Annotated in this window: 18 protein-coding genes and 1 tRNA gene; all 19 read left to right on the top strand. The window is 55.1% G+C overall.

Going from position 1 to position 20,315, the window contains the following annotated elements:
• A partial coding sequence (gene tuf / locus AB5Y73_RS18720; RefSeq protein ID WP_115523187.1) for an elongation factor Tu occupies positions 1 to 1,137 on the top strand: 1,137 nt, incomplete at its 5' end.
• A gap of 53 nt (positions 1,138 to 1,190) precedes the next feature.
• Positions 1,191 to 1,267, top strand: a tRNA-Trp gene (locus AB5Y73_RS18715).
• 60 nt (positions 1,268 to 1,327) lie between these two features.
• Positions 1,328 to 1,699 (top strand): preprotein translocase subunit SecE, encoded by a 372-nt coding sequence (secE, locus tag AB5Y73_RS18710; protein WP_005306322.1) that lies wholly within the window; start codon positions 1,328 to 1,330, stop codon positions 1,697 to 1,699.
• Between the two features lie 9 nt (positions 1,700 to 1,708).
• Complete coding sequence (gene nusG / locus AB5Y73_RS18705; RefSeq protein ID WP_058056198.1) at positions 1,709 to 2,251, top strand: transcription termination/antitermination protein NusG; 543 nt, start codon at positions 1,709 to 1,711, stop codon at positions 2,249 to 2,251.
• Positions 2,252 to 2,385: 134 nt separating this feature from the next.
• Positions 2,386 to 2,814, top strand: a complete 429-nt coding sequence (rplK, locus tag AB5Y73_RS18700; protein ID WP_005339887.1) for a 50S ribosomal protein L11 — start codon at positions 2,386 to 2,388, stop codon at positions 2,812 to 2,814.
• Positions 2,815 to 2,818: 4 nt separating this feature from the next.
• Positions 2,819 to 3,520, top strand: coding sequence for a 50S ribosomal protein L1 (gene rplA, locus AB5Y73_RS18695; RefSeq protein ID WP_005339888.1), 702 nt, complete (start codon positions 2,819 to 2,821; stop codon positions 3,518 to 3,520).
• A 256-nt stretch (positions 3,521 to 3,776) separates the two neighbouring features.
• Positions 3,777 to 4,277, top strand: coding sequence for a 50S ribosomal protein L10 (rplJ, locus tag AB5Y73_RS18690; protein WP_005339895.1), 501 nt, complete (start codon positions 3,777 to 3,779; stop codon positions 4,275 to 4,277).
• Positions 4,278 to 4,328: 51 nt separating this feature from the next.
• Complete coding sequence (rplL, locus tag AB5Y73_RS18685) at positions 4,329 to 4,694, top strand: 50S ribosomal protein L7/L12 (RefSeq protein ID WP_005306304.1); 366 nt, start codon at positions 4,329 to 4,331, stop codon at positions 4,692 to 4,694.
• 224 nt (positions 4,695 to 4,918) lie between these two features.
• Positions 4,919 to 8,947: a DNA-directed RNA polymerase subunit beta gene (rpoB, locus tag AB5Y73_RS18680; protein WP_005339897.1), complete on the top strand. Its 4,029-nt coding sequence runs from the start codon at positions 4,919 to 4,921 to the stop codon at positions 8,945 to 8,947.
• A gap of 91 nt (positions 8,948 to 9,038) precedes the next feature.
• A complete protein-coding gene (gene rpoC / locus AB5Y73_RS18675) occupies positions 9,039 to 13,343 on the top strand; it encodes a DNA-directed RNA polymerase subunit beta' (protein WP_005339899.1) in 4,305 nt (1,434 codons plus the stop codon).
• Between the two features lie 194 nt (positions 13,344 to 13,537).
• On the top strand, positions 13,538 to 14,254 hold the full coding sequence (locus tag AB5Y73_RS18670; protein ID WP_005339902.1) for a transcriptional regulator: 717 nt from the start codon (positions 13,538 to 13,540) through the stop codon (positions 14,252 to 14,254).
• Between the two features lie 24 nt (positions 14,255 to 14,278).
• A complete protein-coding gene (locus AB5Y73_RS18665; protein ID WP_005339904.1) occupies positions 14,279 to 14,659 on the top strand; it encodes a RidA family protein in 381 nt (126 codons plus the stop codon).
• Between the two features lie 84 nt (positions 14,660 to 14,743).
• Positions 14,744 to 15,136, top strand: coding sequence for a sulfurtransferase complex subunit TusD (gene tusD / locus AB5Y73_RS18660; RefSeq protein ID WP_103250731.1), 393 nt, complete (start codon positions 14,744 to 14,746; stop codon positions 15,134 to 15,136).
• An 8-nt stretch (positions 15,137 to 15,144) separates the two neighbouring features.
• The gene (tusC, locus tag AB5Y73_RS18655; RefSeq protein WP_118854371.1) at positions 15,145 to 15,504 is read left to right on the top strand and encodes a sulfurtransferase complex subunit TusC; all 360 of its coding nucleotides are present in this window, start codon (positions 15,145 to 15,147) and stop codon (positions 15,502 to 15,504) included.
• Between the two features lie 7 nt (positions 15,505 to 15,511).
• On the top strand, positions 15,512 to 15,790 hold the full coding sequence (tusB, locus tag AB5Y73_RS18650; protein WP_005339909.1) for a sulfurtransferase complex subunit TusB: 279 nt from the start codon (positions 15,512 to 15,514) through the stop codon (positions 15,788 to 15,790).
• Between the two features lie 182 nt (positions 15,791 to 15,972).
• Complete coding sequence (rpsL, locus tag AB5Y73_RS18645; protein ID WP_005306278.1) at positions 15,973 to 16,347, top strand: 30S ribosomal protein S12; 375 nt, start codon at positions 15,973 to 15,975, stop codon at positions 16,345 to 16,347.
• A gap of 93 nt (positions 16,348 to 16,440) precedes the next feature.
• Positions 16,441 to 16,911, top strand: a complete 471-nt coding sequence (gene rpsG / locus AB5Y73_RS18640; protein ID WP_005339911.1) for a 30S ribosomal protein S7 — start codon at positions 16,441 to 16,443, stop codon at positions 16,909 to 16,911.
• Positions 16,912 to 16,986: 75 nt separating this feature from the next.
• Entirely contained in the window at positions 16,987 to 19,092 is a 2,106-nt protein-coding gene (gene fusA / locus AB5Y73_RS18635) for an elongation factor G (protein WP_021229318.1), read from the top strand.
• Between the two features lie 54 nt (positions 19,093 to 19,146).
• Positions 19,147 to 20,315, top strand: a 1,169-nt coding sequence (gene tuf, locus AB5Y73_RS18630; RefSeq protein ID WP_368148301.1) for an elongation factor Tu, incomplete at its 3' end; no start/stop codon positions are given.

The following is a 20,315-nucleotide window of genomic DNA, read 5'->3' as shown; positions in this document are numbered from 1 at the left end:
ACCATCGGCCACGTTGACCACGGTAAAACCACCCTGACTGCAGCTATCACCAACGTGCTGGCCAAGCACTTCGGTGGTAAAGCTTTCGCCTTCGACCAGATCGACAAGGCACCGGAAGAGCGTGAGCGTGGTATCACCATCAACACCTCCCACGTAGAATACGACACCGCTACCCGTCACTACGCCCACGTAGATTGCCCGGGTCACGCCGACTACGTTAAAAACATGATCACCGGTGCTGCCCAGATGGACGGCGCGATCCTGGTAGTAGCAGCGACTGACGGCCCGATGCCGCAGACTCGTGAGCACATCCTGCTGGGTCGTCAGGTTGGTATCCCGTACATGATCGTGTTCATGAACAAGTGTGACATGGTTGATGACGAAGAGCTGCTCGAACTGGTTGAGATGGAAGTTCGTGAACTGCTGACCGAGTACGACTTCCCGGGTGATGACCTGCCGGTAGTTCGTGGTTCCGCGCTGAAAGCGCTGGAAGGCGACGCTCAGTGGGAAGAGAAGATCATCGAGCTGGCTGGCCACCTGGATACCTACATCCCGGAGCCGGAGCGCGCGATTGACCAGCCGTTCCTGATGCCTATCGAAGACGTATTCTCTATCGCTGGCCGTGGTACTGTAGTTACCGGTCGTGTAGAGCGCGGTATCGTTAAAGTAGGTGAGACTGTAGAAATCGTTGGTATCAAAGATACCGTTTCTACCACCTGTACCGGTGTTGAAATGTTCCGCAAGCTGCTGGACGAAGGTCGTGCAGGCGAGAACATCGGCGCGCTGCTGCGTGGTGTTAAGCGTGAAGACGTAGAGCGTGGTCAGGTACTGGCCAAGCCGGGTTCTATCAAGCCGCACACCAAGTTCGAATCTGAAGTGTACGTACTGTCCAAAGAAGAAGGTGGTCGTCATACCCCGTTCTTCAAAGGCTACCGTCCGCAGTTCTACTTCCGTACTACCGACGTGACCGGTACCATCGAACTGCCGGAAGGCGTAGAGATGGTAATGCCGGGCGACAACATCAAAATGGTTGTTACCCTGATTGCTCCGATCGCGATGGACGACGGCCTGCGTTTCGCTATCCGTGAAGGTGGCCGTACCGTAGGTGCCGGTGTTGTAGCCAGCGTAATCGCTTAATCTTTGGCTTACATAAATAAAGCAAAGCCCCTATAATAGGGGCTTTCTTGTGTAGGGGCGTAGTTCGAATTGGTAGAACAGCGGTCTCCAAAACCGATGGTTGCGGGTTCGAGTCCTGCCGCCCCTGCCATATACCTCGTCTCGTACGGGGCTTTTGTGTCTTTGGTTACGTCAGATACAGGTGGGTTGTATGAGTGTTAGTTCTGAGAGCCAGGGCGGAAGCAAGGATACCCTGCTTTGGGGCCTGGTTTTCATTATCCTGGCGGCCGCTGTAGTGGGTAATTACCTGCTCAACGATGTTGTCGCTGCCGTCCGCGCCCTGGGTGTGGTCGTTGTCATTGCTGCTGCCGGTGCAGTAGCCCTGCAAACCACCAAGGGAAAGGCAACACTGGCATTCGCCCGTGAGTCTCGCCTGGAAGTCCGCAAGGTCGTATGGCCGACCCGTCAGGAAGCCATTCAGACAACCCTGATTGTGCTGGCGGTGACCGCCGTGATGGGGCTGCTGCTGTTCGTTCTGGACGGTGCCTTGGTCTGGTTGGTCAACCTGATTACCGGTGTGTAAGGATAAGCCATGACTGAACAACGTATGAGATGGTATGTCGTGCAGGCTTTTTCCGGCTATGAAGGCCGTGTAGCCAAGTCCCTGCGTGAACATATCAAGATGCATGGCATGGAAGACATGTTCGGTGAAGTACTGGTCCCGACCGAAGAAGTGGTCGAGATGCGTGCTGGCCAGAAGCGCAAGAGTGAGCGCAAGTTTTTCCCGGGTTATGTCCTGGTCCAGATGATCATGGATGAAACCACATGGCACCTGGTGCGTAACGTACCGCGTGTAATGGGCTTCATCGGCGGTACTTCCGACCGTCCGGCACCGATCTCCGATAAAGAGGCCGATGCTATCCTGAACCGTCTGCAGGATGCCCACGACAAGCCGCGTCCGAAAACCCTGTTTGAACCGGGTGAAATGGTGCGGGTTGCCGATGGTCCGTTTGCCGACTTCAACGGTACCGTTGAAGAGGTCGATTATGAGAAGAGCCGCGTGAAGGTCTCTGTACTGATCTTCGGTCGTTCTACTCCTGTTGAACTGGATTTTGGTCAGGTCGAAAAAGGCTGATTGAATTCTGTACGTTTAACGGTTGTCAGGGGCAGCGAATATCTCTATAATTCGCTGCCCCTTTATTAGTTGGGGAGCCGTTTGCAGGAGCAAGTCTCCGAGGCGCTAGAACCCATTTTTGAGGTATTTTCCTAATGGCTAAGAAAGTCACAGCTTATATCAAGCTGCAGGTTGCTGCTGGTGCAGCCAACCCGTCTCCTCCTGTTGGTCCTGCACTGGGTCAACACGGTGTTAACATCATGGAATTCTGTAAGGCGTTCAACGCTCGTACAGAGAAGCTGGAAAAAGGTTCACCGACTCCGGTCGTGATCACCGTTTACAGCGACCGTTCCTTCACCTTCGAAACCAAGACTCCGCCTGCTTCCTTCCTGCTGAAGAAAGCTGCTGGCATCAAGTCTGGTTCTTCCAAGCCGAACAAAGACAAGGTTGGTAAGGTGACCGTTGCCCAGCTGCAAGAAATCGCCAAGACCAAAGAGCCGGATATGACTGGTGCCGATCTGGATGCAAAAGTACGTTGCATCGCAGGCTCCGCTCGTTCCATGGGTCTGGTAGTGGAGGATTAAGACAATGGCTAAACTTTCCAAGCGTATGCGCGTTATTCGCGAAAAAGTTGACGGTACCAAAGAGTACTCCATCAACGAAGCCATTGCCCTGCTGAAAGAACTGGCTACCGCCAAGTTCGTTGAAAGCGTTGACGTTGCTGTCAACCTGGGTATCGACGCTCGTAAATCTGACCAGAACGTACGTGGTGCTACTGTACTGCCGCACGGTACCGGTCGTGATGTACGCGTTGCCGTATTTACCCAAGGTGCCAACGCCGAAGCAGCTAAAGCTGCCGGTGCTGACCTGGTAGGTATGGATGACCTGGCCGATCTGGTTAAGAAAGGCGAGATGAACTTCGACGTAGTTATCGCATCCCCGGATGCAATGCGCGTTGTTGGTCAACTGGGTCAAATCCTGGGCCCGCGTGGCCTGATGCCGAACCCGAAAGTTGGTACTGTAACTCCTAACGTTGCCGAAGCTGTCAAGAACGCCAAGGCTGGTCAGGTTCGTTACCGTAACGACAAGAATGGTATCATCCATACCACTCTGGGTAAGGTTTCTTTCAACGAAGTTCAGCTGAAAGAAAACTTGGAAGCTCTGCTGGTTGCCCTGAAAAAAGGCAAGCCCTCTTCCGCCAAAGGTCAATTCATCAAGAAAGTCAGCATCTCCACCACCATGGGTGCCGGTGTTGCCGTAGACCAAGCTTCTCTGGAAGCTCAGGCCTAATTGATGGGTTTTACAAGGCGCAAAATTTAATCTATAATTTTGCGCCTTGATTGGTTGGGGGTTTCGACCTCCGTCCAAGACCGCAGGAGGCTGCAAAGCCTTAATGTTTCCTGCGTAGACGGTGCCGGAAACCCAGCGAGAAAGATTCTTTCTCTTCTGGAATCCTGCTACCGCATCGTTCCCCTCTGTTGTAAAGGTAGGGGGGATGTGTCAGTACTGGGTCAATAGACCCGGATTCAATCCAGGAGTTAAGCCAATGGCATTGGGACTCGAAGACAAAAAGGCAATTGTTGCTGAAGTCAACGAAGCTGCCAAAGGCGCTCTTTCTGCAGTTGTTGCCGATTCTCGCGGTGTAACTGTAGACAAGATGACCGTCCTGCGTAAAACCGCTCGTGAAGCCGGTGTGTACATGCGCGTTGTGCGTAACACCCTGCTGCGTCGCGCGGTAGAAGGTACCGAATACGAGTGCCTGAACGACGCATTTACCGGTCCTACCTTGATTGCTTTCTCTAACGAACACCCGGGCGCTGCTGCTCGTCTGTTCAAAGAGTTTGCCAAAGCGAACCAAAAGTTCGAAATCAAGGCTGGCGCTTTTAACGGTGAGTTTATCGCCGCAGCACAAATTGATCGTCTGGCCACGCTGCCGACTTACGAAGAAGCAATTGCGAAGTTGATGGCGACTATGAAAGAAGCCTCTGCTGGCAAGCTGGTTCGTACTATCGCTGCTGTTCGCGACCAGAAACAAGCTGCTGCTTGATTCTCGCCTATTTAGGCTGTTTGAGTTTATTCAACATCAGGAATTTTTGTCATGTCTATCACTAAAGACCAAATCATCGAAGCCGTTGCTTCCATGTCCGTAATGGAAGTTGTTGAGCTGATCGAAGCTATGGAAGAGAAGTTCGGTGTTTCTGCCGCTGCTGCCGTAATGGCTGGCCCGGCTGCTGCTGAAGCAGTAGAAGAGAAGACCGAGTTCGACGTAGTTCTGACTGCTGCTGGCGCCAACAAAGTTGCCGTTATCAAAGCCGTTCGTGGCGCTACCGGTCTGGGCCTGAAAGAAGCCAAAGATCTGGTAGAAGCTGCTCCGGCTAACCTGAAGGAAGGCGTGTCCAAGGACGAAGCTGAAGCTCTGAAGAAAGAGCTGGAAGCTGCCGGTGCTTCTGTTGAGATCAAATAATCTGCATTTATGTAGATTAGCCTGATAAAACAGGCTAGGGCTGGTGAATTTTTGTTCACCAGCCTTTTTGCGCTGTAGACTGAGAGCATTTCACACCGTTTACGACTCTCGGTGCACCAGCAATCCGGACTGTCTTCTTTCGTCCGGGCCAACACAAAACGGTGTTGAGACAGAGCTGTCCCGCGGGACAGAGTGGGTCACTTATCAGCGAGCTGAGGAACCCTATGGTTTACTCTTATACCGAAAAAAAACGCATTCGTAAGGACTTCGGTAAGCGAGACCAGGTACTGGACACGCCTTATCTGTTGTCCATTCAGCTGGACTCCTTCAAGCAGTTCATCGAGGCTGACCCGGAAGGTGAATATGGCCTAGAGGCCGCTTTCCGTAGCGTTTTCCCGATCACCAGTTACTCCGGTAGTGCTGAGCTTCAGTATGTCAGCTATCGCCTGGGTGAGCCGGTATTTGACGTAAAAGAATGCCAGATCCGTGGAGTGACCTACTCCGCGCCGCTGCGTGTCAAGCTTCGTATGGTTCTGTACGACCGTGAAGCAGCTGCCGGCACCGTCAAAGACATCAAGGAACAAGAAGTATACATGGGCGAAATTCCGCTCATGACCGAGAACGGCACCTTTGTTATCAATGGTACCGAGCGGGTTATCGTCTCCCAGCTGCACCGCAGCCCGGGCGTCTTCTTCGACCACGATAAAGGCAAAACTCATTCATCCGGTAAGGTACTGTATAACGCTCGCGTTATCCCCTACCGTGGCTCCTGGCTGGACTTCGAGTTCGATGCGAAAGACAACCTGTTTGTCCGTATCGACCGTCGTCGCAAACTGCCAGCATCCATTATTCTGCGCGCCCTGGACTTCACTTCCGAACAAATCCTGGCCACCTTCTTCGAGACCATCGGTTTTGAAGTAAAAGATGGCAAGTTGATGATGGATCTGGTGCCGGAGCGTCTGCGTGGTGAAACTGCGACCTTTGACATCGTGGCCAATGGCGCCGTGGTGGTTGAGACCGGTCGTCGTGTGACTGCGCGTCACATCCGTCAGTTGGAAAAAGACGCTGTTACCCAGATTGAGGTACCGGTTGAGTATGTTGTTGGCAAGGTTGCTGCCAAGGACTACGCACATCCGCAAACTGGCGAGATGGTCGTGACCGCCAACCAGGCGCTGAGCCTGGAAGCGATCGCCAACCTGTCCCAAGCCGGCTTCAAGCATTTCGAGGTTCTGTTCACCAACGAACTGGATCACGGTGCCTACATGTCCGAGACCCTGCGTGTCGACTCCAGCTCCAACCGTTTGGAAGCGCTGGTCGAGATCTATCGCATGATGCGTCCGGGCGAGCCGCCTACTCGCGAAGCTGCAGAACAGCTGTTCGAAAACCTGTTCTTCTCCGCCGAGCGTTACGACCTGTCTACCGTAGGTCGGATGAAGTTCAACCGCCGTCTGGGTCGTGAAGACGAGACTGGCGCTGGTGTACTGACCAAAGACGACATCGTCGATGTGATGAAGCGCCTGATCGACATCCGTAACGGTAACGACGAAGTGGATGATATCGACCACTTGGGTAACCGTCGTATCCGTTCTGTCGGTGAAATGGCTGAAAACCAGTTCCGCGTCGGTCTGGTGCGTGTCGAGCGTGCGGTCAAGGAGCGTCTCTCCCTGGGCGACCTGGACACCCTGATGCCGCAGGATCTGATCAACGCCAAGCCGATCTCCGCCGCAGTCAAAGAGTTCTTTGGTTCCAGCCAGCTGTCCCAGTTTATGGACCAGAACAACCCGCTCTCCGAAGTGACCCACAAGCGTCGTATTTCCGCGCTGGGCCCGGGCGGTTTGACTCGTGAGCGTGCCGGCTTTGAAGTCCGAGACGTACACCCGACCCACTACGGTCGTCTGTGCCCTATCGAGACTCCTGAAGGTCCGAACATCGGTCTGATCAACTCTCTGTCCGTGTACTCTCGTACCAACGAGTACGGTTTCCTCGAGACCCCGTACCGTAAGGTCATTGACGGTGTGATCACCGACGAAGTGGACTACCTGTCTGCTATTGAAGAAGGCAAGTACGTGATCGCACAGGCTAACGCCGCGACCACCGAAGATGGCCGTCTGAAAGATGAATTGATCCCGTGCCGTCACAAAGGTGAATCCACCTTTATGAACGCCGACCAGATCCAGTATATGGACGTGAGCCCGCAGCAGATCGTATCTGTGGCAGCGGCTCTGATCCCGTTCCTGGAACACGATGACGCGAACCGCGCATTGATGGGTTCAAACATGCAACGTCAGGCTGTACCGACTCTGCGTGCTGACAAGCCGCTGGTAGGTACCGGTATGGAACGCGCTGTGGCCGTTGACTCCGGTGTAACCGTAGTGGCCAAGCGTGGCGGCGTAATCGACTATGTCGATGCCTCCCGTATCGTCCTGAAGGTCAATGAAGATGAGCTGATGCCAGGCGAAGCCGGTATCGACATCTACAACCTGACCAAATACACCCGTTCCAACCAGAACACCTGTATCAACCAGCGTCCTTGCGTGATGTTGGGTGAGCCGGTCATGGCTGGCGACGTACTGGCTGACGGCCCGTCCACCGATCTGGGTGAACTGGCGCTGGGTCAGAACATGCGCGTCGCGTTCATGCCGTGGAACGGTTACAACTTCGAAGACTCGATCCTGGTGAACGAGCGTGTTGTTCAGGAAGATCGCCTGACCACCATCCATATCCAGGAACTGGCCTGTATCTCCCGTGACACCAAGCTGGGTCCGGAAGAGATCACTGCTGACATCCCGAACGTGGGTGAAGCCGCTCTGTCCAAGCTGGACGAGTCCGGTATCGTCTACGTGGGTGCTGAAGTGAAGGGCGGCGATATTCTGGTCGGTAAGGTAACCCCGAAAGGTGAAACCCAGCTGACGCCGGAAGAGAAGCTGCTGCGCGCCATCTTCGGTGAGAAGGCGTCCGATGTGAAGGACTCCTCCCTGCGTGTACCGAACGGTGTGTACGGTACCGTGGTTGATGTGCAAGTCTTTACCCGCGATGGCGTGGAAAAAGACAAGCGCGCCAAAGAAATCGAAGAGATGCAGCTGAAGGAAGCGAAGAAGGACTTGACCGAAGAGTTCAAGATCCTGGAAGACGGCATTTTCGGCCGCTCCCGCAACCTGCTGCTGGCCGCCGGTTACAGCGAAGATCGTCTGAACAAGCTCGATCGTTCCAAGTGGTTTGAACTGGCCATCGAAGACGAAGGCAAGCAGACCGAACTGGAACAGATCGCTGAACAGCACGTTGAGCTGAAAGCCGAGTTCGACAAGAAATTCGAGAACAAGCGTCGCAAGATTATCCAGGGTGATGATCTGGCGCCGGGCGTACTGAAAATCGTCAAGGTTTATCTGGCAGTCAAGCGTCGCATCCAGCCGGGTGACAAGATGGCGGGCCGTCACGGTAACAAGGGTGTTATCTCCAAGATCTGTCCGGTCGAGGATATGCCTCATGACGAGTTCGGCCGTCCGGTCGACATCGTACTGAACCCGCTGGGCGTACCATCCCGTATGAACATCGGTCAGATCCTCGAAGTGCACCTGGGCCTTGCGGCCAAGGGTATCGGCGAGAAGATCGATCGCATGGTCAAAGAGCAGCGCGAGCTGCACGAGATGCGCAACTTCCTGCAACAGGTCTATGACCTGGGCGAGAAGGACACCCAGCAAGTGAACATCGCCGAACTGTCTGATGACGACGTACGTACCCTGGTGGGTAACCTGCGTAAGGGTCTGCCGGTTGCTACTCCGGTCTTTGATGGTGCCAAAGAGCGCGAAATCAAAGCCCTGCTGAAGCTGGCCGATCTGCCGGAATCCGGTCAGATTGATCTGTTCGATGGCCGTACCGGTAACCGCTTCGAGCGTAAAGTAACCGTTGGTTACATGTACATGCTCAAGCTGAACCACTTGGTCGACGACAAGATGCACGCGCGTTCTACCGGTTCTTACAGCCTGGTTACCCAGCAGCCGCTGGGTGGTAAGGCTCAGTTCGGTGGTCAGCGTTTCGGTGAGATGGAAGTGTGGGCCCTGGAGGCTTACGGTGCGGCATATACCCTGCAGGAAATGCTGACCGTCAAGTCTGACGATGTGAATGGCCGTACCAAGATGTATAAGAACATCGTGGATGGCGACCACCGTATGGAGCCGGGCATGCCCGAATCCTTCAACGTATTGCTGAAGGAAATCCGCTCTCTGGGTATCAACATCGAGCTGGACGAAGAGTAAGAGCTCGCTCTTATTGTTCGAGAATTGACGTGGGCGCCCCGCTGTTTTGGCAGCCGGGGCGCCGAGGTTAGACTCCTGACAGGGGAAACACGTGAAAGACTTACTCAAGTTTTTGAAGGCTCAGACCAAGACCGAAGAGTTTGACAGTATCAAGATCGGTCTGGCCTCTCCTGACATGATCCGCTCCTGGTCATTCGGTGAGGTCAAAAAGCCTGAGACCATCAACTACCGGACTTTCAAGCCGGAGCGTGATGGTCTGTTCTGCGCCCGTATCTTCGGACCGGTGAAGGACTACGAGTGTCTGTGCGGCAAGTACAAGCGCCTGAAACACCGTGGTGTGATCTGTGAGAAGTGCGGCGTTGAAGTGACCCAGACCAAGGTCCGTCGTGAGCGTATGGGCCACATCGAGCTGGCCAGCCCGACTGCCCACATCTGGTTCCTGAAGTCCCTGCCGTCCCGTATCGGTCTGCTGCTGGACATGACCCTGCGCGACATCGAGCGCGTGCTTTACTTCGAATCTTTCGTCGTAATCGAGCCGGGCATGACCAACCTCGAACGCAGCCAGATGCTCTCTGAAGAGCAGTACCTGGATGCGCTGGAAGAGTGGGGCGACGAATTTGACGCCAAGATGGGTGCCGAAGCAATCCTGGCATTGCTGCGCGCTATCGATCTGGAAGGTGAAGTCAAAACCATGCGTGAGGAGCTGGATCAGACCAACTCCGAGACCAAGCGCAAGAAGACCACCAAGCGTCTGAAGCTGATGGAAGCTTTCCTGCAGTCCGGCAACAAGCCGGAGTGGATGATCATGACAGTGCTGCCTGTGCTGCCGCCGGACCTGCGTCCGCTGGTACCGCTGGACGGCGGCCGTTTCGCGACTTCCGATCTGAACGATCTGTACCGTCGCGTGATCAACCGTAACAACCGCTTGAAGCGTCTGCTGGATCTGGCTGCTCCGGATATCATCGTGCGCAACGAAAAGCGTATGCTGCAAGAGTCCGTCGATGCGCTGCTGGATAACGGCCGTCGCGGTCGTGCCATCACCGGTTCCAACAAGCGCCCGCTGAAATCCTTGGCCGACATGATCAAGGGTAAGCAAGGTCGTTTCCGTCAAAACCTGCTGGGTAAACGAGTCGACTACTCTGGTCGTTCCGTTATCACCGTAGGCCCGACCCTGCGCCTGCATCAGTGCGGTCTGCCGAAGAAAATGGCTCTGGAACTGTTCAAGCCGTTCATCTATGGCAAGCTGGAAACCCGCGGTCTGGCGACCACTATCAAGGCCGCCAAGAAGATGGTGGAGCGCGAGGAAGCTGTCGTTTGGGATATCCTGGACGAAGTGATCCGCGAACACCCGGTGCTGCTGAACCGTGCACCGACTCTGCACCGTCTGGGTATCCAGGCATTCGAACCGACTCTGGTCGAAGGCAAGGCAATCCAGCTGCACCCGCTGGTTTGTGCTGCGTATAACGCGGACTTCGATGGTGACCAGATGGCGGTCCACGTACCGCTGACCCTGGAAGCCCAGCTGGAAGCGCGTGCGCTGATGATGTCTACCAACAACATCCTGTCGCCTGCCTCCGGTGAGCCGATCATCGTTCCTTCTCAGGACGTGGTCTTGGGTCTGTACTACATGACCCGTGCCCGTATCAACGCCAAAGGCGAAGGTATGGTGCTGGCCGGCCCGAAAGAAGCCGAGAAAGTATATCGCGCCGGTCTGGCCGATCTGCATGCTCGTGTGAAAGTACGCATTACCGAATACCTGCGTCAGGAAGACGGTTCTCTGCGTGAACACACCGAGATGAAGAACACCACCGTTGGTCGTGCGATCCTGAGCCTGATCCTGCCGAAAGGCATGGAATACGCCCTGATCGATGAGCCGAAGGTGCTGACTGCTGCAGAACAGGCTGATCTGGATGCCAATCCGCAGAACTGGATCAAGTGCGTATCCAACAAGGCGCTGGGCAAAAAGCTCATCTCCCGTCTGCTGAACACCTGCTATCGCAAGCAGGGCCTGAAGGACACCGTTATCTTCGCTGACCAGCTGATGTATACCGGTTTCCACTACGCGGCCCTGTCCGGTGCTTCCGTTGGTATCGATGACATGGTCATCCCGGATGCCAAGAAAGACATCATCGCAGCAGCCGAAGCCGAAGTTGCCGAGATCCAGGACCAGTTCCTGTCAGGTCTGGTAACTGCGGGCGAGCGTTACAACAAGGTTATCGATATCTGGGCCAGCGCCAACGAGCGTGTCTCCAAGGCCATGATGGAGAACTTGTCCAAAGAGCGTAACGTCAACTCGCTGGGTGAAGAAGAAGAGCAGGCCTCGTTCAACAGCATCTTTATGATGGCCGACTCTGGTGCGCGTGGTTCCGCCGCCCAGATCCGTCAGCTGGCCGGTATGCGTGGCCTGATGGCCAAGCCGGATGGCTCCATCATCGAGACCCCGATCATCGCGAACTTCCGCGAAGGTCTGAACGTACTGCAGTACTTTATCTCTACCCACGGTGCTCGTAAGGGTCTGGCGGATACTGCACTGAAGACTGCGAACTCCGGTTACCTGACTCGTCGTCTGGTAGACGTGGCGCAAGACATGGTGATCACCGAGGACGATTGCGGCACTACCGACGGTCTGTGGATGACTCCGCTGATCGAGGGTGGCGACGTGGTCGAGCCGCTGCGTGAGCGCGTGCTGGGTCGTGTGGTGGCAGAAGATGTCATCAAGCCGGGTACCGAGGACGAGATCCTGGTTGCTCGCAACACCCTGCTCGACGAGCAGCTGTGTGACCTGCTGGAGCGTAACTCCGTTGACCGTGTGAAGGTGCGTTCTGCCATCACCTGTGAAACTGACTTCGGTAACTGTGCTCACTGCTACGGCCGTGATCTGGCCCGTGGTCACCTGGTTAACAAGGGTGAGGCTGTCGGTGTTATCGCCGCCCAGTCCATCGGTGAACCGGGTACCCAGCTGACGATGCGTACTTTCCACATCGGTGGTGCTGCATCTCGTGCCGCTGCTGAAAGCAGCATCCAGGTCAAGAACACAGGTACCATCAAGCTGCAGAACGCCAAGTTCGTTCACAACAGCGATGACAAACTGGTTATCACCTCACGTTCTACCGAACTGACCATCATGGACGACATGGGCCGTACCAAGGAAAGCCACAAGCTGCCTTACGGTTCCGTGCTGGAAGTGAAGGACGGCCAGGCCGTGAGCGCTGGCGAGACCGTTGCCAACTGGGATCCGCACACCCACCCGATCATCACCGAAGTGGCAGGTCGCCTGCAGTTCGAACACATGATCGATGGCGTGACCATCACTCGTCAGACCGACGAGCTGACCGGTCTCTCTTCTATCGTTGTTCTGGACGTCAACGAGCGTCCGAGCGCCGGTAAAGAGATGCGTCCGACCGTTAAACTGGTCGACCTGAACGGCAAAGACGTGATGATCCCGGGTACCGATGTAGCCGCCCAGTACTTCCTGCCGGGCAAGGCGATCGTGAACCTTGAAGATGGTGCCAACGTGGGTGTGGGTGACGCGGTAGCGCGTATCCCGCAAGAGTCCGGCGGTACCAAGGACATCACCGGTGGTCTGCCGCGCGTTGCGGATCTGTTCGAAGCACGTCAACCGAAGGAACCGGCAATTCTGGCCGAGATCTCCGGTACCATCTCCTTCGGGAAAGAGACCAAGGGCAAACGCCGTCTGGTCATCACCCCGACCGATGGTGGCAACGTCTACGAAGAGATGATTCCGAAGTGGCGTAACCTGAACGTGTTCGAAGGTGAAAAAGTTGAGAAGGGTGAAGTGCTGGCGGACGGTCCTGAGTCTGCTCACGACATCCTGCGTCTGCGCGGTATCAGCCCGGTCGCCAACTACATCGCCAACGAAGTGCAGGACGTATACCGTCTGCAAGGCGTTAAGATCAACGACAAGCACATCGAAGTCATCGTTCGTCAGATGCTGCGCAAGTGCGAGATCCTGAGCGCTGGCGATACCGATCTGATCGAAGGCGAACAGGTTGAAGTGGCTCGTGTGAAGATTGCCAACCGTAAGCTGGTTGCCGAGGGCAAGACCCCTGCGACCTACCGTCATGTACTGATGGGTATTACCAAGGCATCTCTGAGCACCGAGTCCTTCATCTCCGCGGCTTCCTTCCAGGAAACCACTCGCGTTCTGACCGAAGCCGCCGTTGGTGGTAAGCGTGATGAACTGCGTGGTCTGAAAGAGAACGTCATCGTGGGTCGTCTGATCCCGGCTGGTACCGGCTTTGCCTACCACCATAGCCGGATCAACCAGCGTGCTGCCGCAGCTCGTGCTGTTGGTACCCCGCAGGTGACCGCTGATGAAGCGGAGCAGAACCTGGCGGATCTGCTGAACGCAGCCGGTAGCTTCGACGAAGAGTAACTCGTCATCCGTGATTAAAAAGGGCTCCTTCAAGGAGCCCTTTTTGTTGGCCAATTCCTCGGCAAAGGTAGACGCAGCGCGGGTTTCAGGATGATCCAGAGCAAAGTTGTAGAGTAAAAAATCAAAAAAAGTTGACTTTACTCCCCTGCAATTTAAAACTCGGGAAAGTTGAATGGTTATTACAGGGGTAGAACATGACTGTCGGTATCGAGGAAGCCATGCTTCCCGAAGAACAGCTGATCAGCCGCACTTTTACAGATGAAGACAGGGAATTGTTGCGCTCATACGATGGGCTCATCGATGGCTTGGCCGAGCTGTTCGGCAAGCATTGTGAAGTGGTACTCCACTCCCTGGAAAATCTGCACGAGTCGGTGATCAAGATCGCCAACGGCTTCAATACCGGACGCACCCTCGGGGCGCCCATCACCGATCTCGCCCTGCGCATGCTCAAGGACATCGAGAGCACCGGCCAGGATTACACCCAGAGCTATTTCGCTCGCAGCCGTACCGGCGCGCTGATGAAGTCGAGCACCATCGCCATTCGCAACAGCGAGCGGCAAGTGGTGGGGCTTATCTGCATCAACCTGCACATCAATGCGCCTTTCCACGAGTTCGTGGCCGAATTTTTCCCGACGCCCCAGCAGGCGGCGCGTCAGTCACCAGAGACCTTCGCCAACAGCGTGGAAGAGCTGGTTGCCCAGACGGTGGATAACACCATCGACGAGATCAATCGCGATCCCACCGTGGCCAACAATGCCAAGAACCGCTTCATCGTGACCCAGCTGTTCGAGAAGGGCATTTTCGACATCAAGGATTCGATCAATCTGGTGGCGGACAAACTCAATATTTCAAAACATACCGTTTATCTTTACATCCGACAGCGCAAGCAGGGTGAAGACGAGAACGAGTAACTCATTCCAGAAGGGGATAGATGAATGGCTAAAGAAGTGATTGCAACCGACAAGGCGCCTGCCGCGATTGGTCCGTATGTTCAGGCTACCAAGGTTGGCGAGATGATCTTCACCTCCGGGCAGATCCCGCTCGATCCTGCCACCATGGAAATCGTGGCTGGCGGCATTGAAGAGCAGGCCGAGCGGGTGATGAAGAATCTGGTTGCCGTGTTGCACGCTGCGGGTGCCGATGCCAGCAAAGTGGTCAAAACCACCTGCTTCCTGAGCGACATGAACAACTTCGTTGCCTTCAATCAGGTCTATGCCCGCTACTTTGGCGATGCGGCTCCAGCCCGCTCCTGCGTGGAGGTGGCCCGTCTGCCGAAAGATGTGCTGGTCGAGGTCGAGGCGATTGCCCATCTCTGATCAGCAGATCGAATCAAGCCCCTCCTGGCAGGGGCTTTTTTGTTTTTGGCGTAAAATGGACCGGGTCAGCACAGGAGTCCTGCTATGAGTCTGAGTTTTGCCATCCTGGTCACGGGGCCTGCCTATGGCACCCAATCGGCCAGCACAGCCTATCGTTTTGCCCGCACCCTGTTGGCGCAGGGGCATACCTTGTCCCACCTGTTCTTCTATCAGGACGGGGTCTGCAACGGCAACGGTTTGCATCTGCCTGCATCCGATGAGACTGACCTGGTGCGTCTGTGGCGAGAGCTGGCAGAAGAACAGGGGATCCGTATCGACGTCTGCGTCGCCGCCGCCATGCGACGCGGTGTGCTCGATGAGCAGGAGGCCAAGGGGGCGGGGCTGGTGCACTTCAATCTGCAAGCGCCATTTTGTCTGAGCGGTCTGGGCCAGTTGGCCGAGGCTGCGCTCACCGCCGATCGACTGGTTCAGTTCTAGGGGGCGTTATGAGCAAGAAAATTGCCTTTATCTGCAGTCGTGGCCCCCATGGCCATGCCGCCGGCCGGGAAGGACTGGATGCCTTGTTGGCCACCTCGGCCATGACCGATGAGCTGGCCTTCTTCCTGATTGGGGACGGCGTGCTGCAACTGCTCAAGGAGCAGCAGCCTGCCGTCATTTTGCAGCGCCACTACGCGCCCACCTTCAAAATGCTGGAACTCTACGACATCGAAGAGGTCTATGTTTGTGCTGACTCGCTGGCAGAGCGTGGCGTGACAGTGGATGATCTGCTGATCCCCGTCGAGAGTCTGCCGCGCCAGGAACTGGCTCGGCGCTGGGCACAATGTTCGACTCACATCAGCTTTTGAGGTCTCCATGTTGCATCTGATATTGAACTCTCCCTTTCAGAGTCAGGCTCTGGCAGAGGCGCTCTCATACCTTCAGCCCGAGGATGAGCTGGTACTGATGCAGGATGCCGTGATTGCGGCATCGGCTCCCCAGTGGAGCGCGCGGCTGGCGGGTATCCCGCTTTATGTGATGCAGGAAGATCTGCAAGCTCGCGGTTTGCAGCATCGGGTGGGCAATGTGCTCGATATGGCGGGTCTGGTGGCACTGATTGCGCAAAAAGGTTCCCCGCGCACCTGGGGTGGCTGAGAAGCATATTTTCAAGAAAATTCAAGGTGATGTCGTGAAATTAAACGGATCCGAATTGCCCTTTTGTGACGCAAATTGTATAAATCTTGACTCCCCAGACAACAGGGCATAAAATTTCGCGTCCCCGTATCTGCGGGGAGGATTTTCCACACGTTTATGAAGTCATTATCAGGAGCCTTTTGATGGCAACTATTAACCAGTTGGTTCGCAAGCCACGCATCAAGCTCGTTGTGAAAAGCAACGTGCCGGCGCTGGAAGCGTGCCCTCAGAAGCGTGGCGTATGCACTCGTGTATATACCACCACCCCGAAGAAGCCTAACTCTGCACTGCGTAAAGTGTGCCGTGTACGTCTGACCAACGGCTTCGAAGTCACCTCCTACATCGGCGGTGAAGGTCACAACCTGCAAGAGCACTCTGTTGTTCTGATCCGTGGCGGTCGTGTAAAAGACTTGCCAGGTGTTCGTTATCACACCGTTCGTGGTGCGTTGGACTGTGCCGGTGTTAAAGACCGTAAGCAGGCTCGCTCCAAGTATGGCGTGAAGCGTCCTAAAGCTTAATGGTTCTCCGTTAAGTAAGGCCAAACGTTAATTCGTTTCTAGTTAGATAGCTTTCTAGTTTTGGGTAATCCCTGAAGTTACGGAGAATTTGAAATGCCAAGACGTCGTGTTGTTGGTCAGCGTAAAATCCTGCCAGATCCCAAGTTCGGATCAGAGCTGCTGGCTAAATTTGTCAACGTAGTAATGGTTGACGGTAAGAAATCTGTTGCAGAAGCCATTGTTTATGGCGCCCTGGACATCATTGCCACCAAATCTGGCAAAGAGCACCTGGCCGTATTCGAAGAAGCTCTGGATAACATTCGTCCGGCGGTCGAGGTTAAATCTCGTCGCGTCGGTGGTGCAACCTATCAGGTGCCGGTAGAAGTTCGTCCGGTACGTCGCAATGCCCTGGCAATGCGCTGGTTGGTTGATGCCGCTCGTAAACGTGGTGAAAAATCAATGGCTCAGCGTCTGGCTGGCGAGCTGCTGGATGCCGCTGACAATAAGGGTTCGTCTGTCAAGAAACGTGAAGACGTTCACCGTATGGCTGAAGCGAACAAAGCCTTCGCTCACTTCCGCTGGTAATCCGCTTGCGCAGGGTCTTTTGACTCTGCGCACCTTTAATTATCTAGGGACAAGCGCCTTAGTAAGAGGATGACAATGGCTCGTACAACCCCCATTGAGCGTTATCGTAACATCGGTATCTCCGCTCACATTGACGCCGGTAAGACTACTACTACCGAGCGTGTACTGTTTTACACCGGTGTAAGTCACAAGATCGGTGAAGTTCACGATGGCGCTGCCACCATGGACTGGATGGAACAGGAACAAGAGCGTGGTATCACCATCACCTCAGCCGCGACCACCGCTTTCTGGTCCGGTATGGGTAAACAGTTCCAACCGCACCGTATCAACATCATCGATACCCCGGGCCACGTTGACTTTACTATCGAAGTAGAGCGTTCAATGCGTGTTCTGGACGGTGCCGTGATGGTGTACTGTGCCGTAGGTGGCGTACAGCCACAGTCTGAAACCGTATGGCGTCAGGCTAACAAGTACAAGGTTCCCCGTATCGCGTTCGTCAACAAGATGGACCGTACCGGCGCCAACTTCCTGCGCTGTGTTGAGCACATCAAGACCCGTCTGAAAGGTACTCCGGTTCCCCTTCAGCTGAACATCGGCTCTGAAGAGAACTTCAAGGGCGTTGTTGACCTGGTCAAGATGAAGGCCATCAACTGGAATGAAGCTGATCAGGGCGTATCCTTCGATTACGAAGACGTCCCGGCCGAGTTGCTGGAACAGGCGCAAGAAATGCGCATGAATCTGGTTGAAGCCGCTGCTGAAGCGTCTGAAGACCTGATGGAAAAATACCTGGGCGGCGAAGAGCTGACCGAGGAAGAGATCAAAGGTGCTCTGCGTCAGCGCGTGCTGAACAACGAAATCATCCTGGTAACCTGTGGCTCCGCGTTCAAGAACAAGGGCGTACAGGCAATGCTGGATGCCGTGATCGAGTACCTGCCGGCTCCGACCGACGTTGCTGCTATCGACGGCCTGAAAATGGACGGCGAGACCAAAGACGAGCGTCACGCTTCTGATGACGAGCCGTTCTCTGCTCTGGCGTTCAAGATCGCTACCGACCCGTTCGTTGGTAACCTGACCTTCTTCCGTGTCTACTCTGGCGTGATCAACTCCGGTGACACCGTGCTGAACTCCGTCAAGGACAAGCGCGAGCGTTTTGGCCGTATCGTTCAGATGCATGCCAACAAGCGTGAAGAGATCAAAGAAGTACGCGCTGGTGACATCGCTGCTGCCATCGGTCTGAAAGACGTGACCACTGGTGACACCCTGTGTGACCCGAACGCACCGATCATCCTCGAGCGTATGGAATTCCCGGAGCCGGTAATTTCTATCGCGGTTGAGCCGAAAACCAAGGCTGACCAGGAGAAGATGGGTCTGGCACTGGGCCGTCTGGCTCAGGAAGATCCGTCCTTCCGCGTATGGACTGACGAAGAGTCAGGTCAAACCATCATCGCCGGTATGGGTGAGCTGCACCTGGACATCATCGTTGACCGTATGCGTCGCGAGTTCAAGGTTGAAGCCAACGTAGGTAAGCCGCAGGTTGCCTACCGTGAAACCATCCGTACCACCGTTAAAGACATCGAAGGCAAGCATGCCAAGCAGTCTGGTGGTCGCGGTCAGTACGGTCATGTTGTTATCGACATGTACCCGCTGGAAGAAGGCAAAGCCTACGAATTCGTCAACGACATCAAAGGTGGTGTCATTCCTGGTGAATTCATCCCGGGTGTTGATAAAGGTATCCGTGAGCAGCTCAAATCTGGTCCGCTGGCTGGTTACCCGGTTATGGATCTGGGTGTGCGTCTGCACTTCGGTTCTTACCACGATGTCGACTCTTCCGAACTGGCGTTCAAAATCGCTGCTTCCATGGCCTTTAAGGCTGGCTTCATGAAAGCCAACCCGGTTCTGCTCGAACCGATCATGAAAGTAGAAGTTGAAACTCCGGAAGATTACATGGGCGACGTTATCGGTGACCTGAACCGTCGTCGTGGCCTGATCGAAGGTATGGAAGATGGCCCGTCCGGCAAGATCGTACGTGCTCTGGTGCCGCTGGCCGAAATGTTCGGTTATGCAACTGCACTGCGTTCCGCTACCCAGGGTCGTGCTTCCTACGCCATGGAATTCGCCAAGTATCACGATGCACCGACCAACGTTGCACAAGCCGTGATCGAAGAGCGCAAATCCAAGTAATTTAAGATTCCCCGCCTACGACGGTAGGCGGGTTTAACCTAGAAGGACTACGTCGTGTCTAAAGAAAAATTTGAGCGTAATAAACCGCACGTAAACGTCGGCACCATCGGCCACGTTGACCACGGTAAAACCACCCTGACTGCAGCTATCACCAACGTGCTGGCCAAGCACTTCGGTGGTAAAGCTTTCGCCTTCGACCAGATCGACAAGGCACCGGAAGAGCGTGAGCGTGGTATCACCATCAACACCTCCCACGTAGAATACGACACCGCTACCCGTCACTACGCCCACGTAGATTGCCCGGGTCACGCCGACTACGTTAAAAACATGATCACCGGTGCTGCCCAGATGGACGGCGCGATCCTGGTAGTAGCAGCGACTGACGGCCCGATGCCGCAGACTCGTGAGCACATCCTGCTGGGTCGTCAGGTTGGTATCCCGTACATGATCGTGTTCATGAACAAGTGTGACATGGTTGATGACGAAGAGCTGCTCGAACTGGTTGAGATGGAAGTTCGTGAACTGCTGACCGAGTACGACTTCCCGGGTGATGACCTGCCGGTAGTTCGTGGTTCCGCGCTGAAAGCGCTGGAAGGCGACGCTCAGTGGGAAGAGAAGATCATCGAGCTGGCTGGCCACCTGGATACCTACATCCCGGAGCCGGAGCGCGCGATTGACCAGCCGTTCCTGATGCCTATCGAAGACGTATTCTCTATCGCTGGCCGTGGTACTGTAGTTACCGGTCGTGTAGAGCGCGGTATCGTTAAAGTAGGTGAGACTGTAGAAATCGTTGGTATCAAAGATACCGTTTCTACCACCTGTACCGGTGTTGAAATGTTCCGCAAGCTGCTGGACGAAGGTCGTGCAGGCGAGAACATCGGCGCGCTGCTGCGTGGTGTTAAGCGTGAAGACGTAGAGCGTGGTCAGGTACTGGCCAAGCCGGGTTCTATCAAGCCGCACACCAAGTTCGAATCTGAAGTGTACGTACTGTCCAAAGAAGAAGGTGGTCGTCATACCCCGTTCTTCAAAGGCTACCGTCCGCAGTTCTACTTCCGTACTACCGACGTGACCGGTACCATCGAACTGCCGGAAGGCGTAGAGATGGTAATGCCGGGCGACAACATCAAAATGGTTGTTACCCTGATTGCTCCGATCGCGATGGACGACGGCCTGCGTTTCGCTATCCGTGAAGGTGGCCGTACCGTAGGTGCCGGTGTTGTAGC

This window comes from Aeromonas sp. s7(2024) (assembly GCF_040907825.1).
GTDB classification, from domain to species: domain Bacteria; phylum Pseudomonadota; class Gammaproteobacteria; order Enterobacterales; family Aeromonadaceae; genus Aeromonas; species Aeromonas veronii.
The sequence above is the reverse complement of the archived record's forward strand: the minus strand, read 5'-3'. Positions and strand labels throughout refer to the sequence as shown.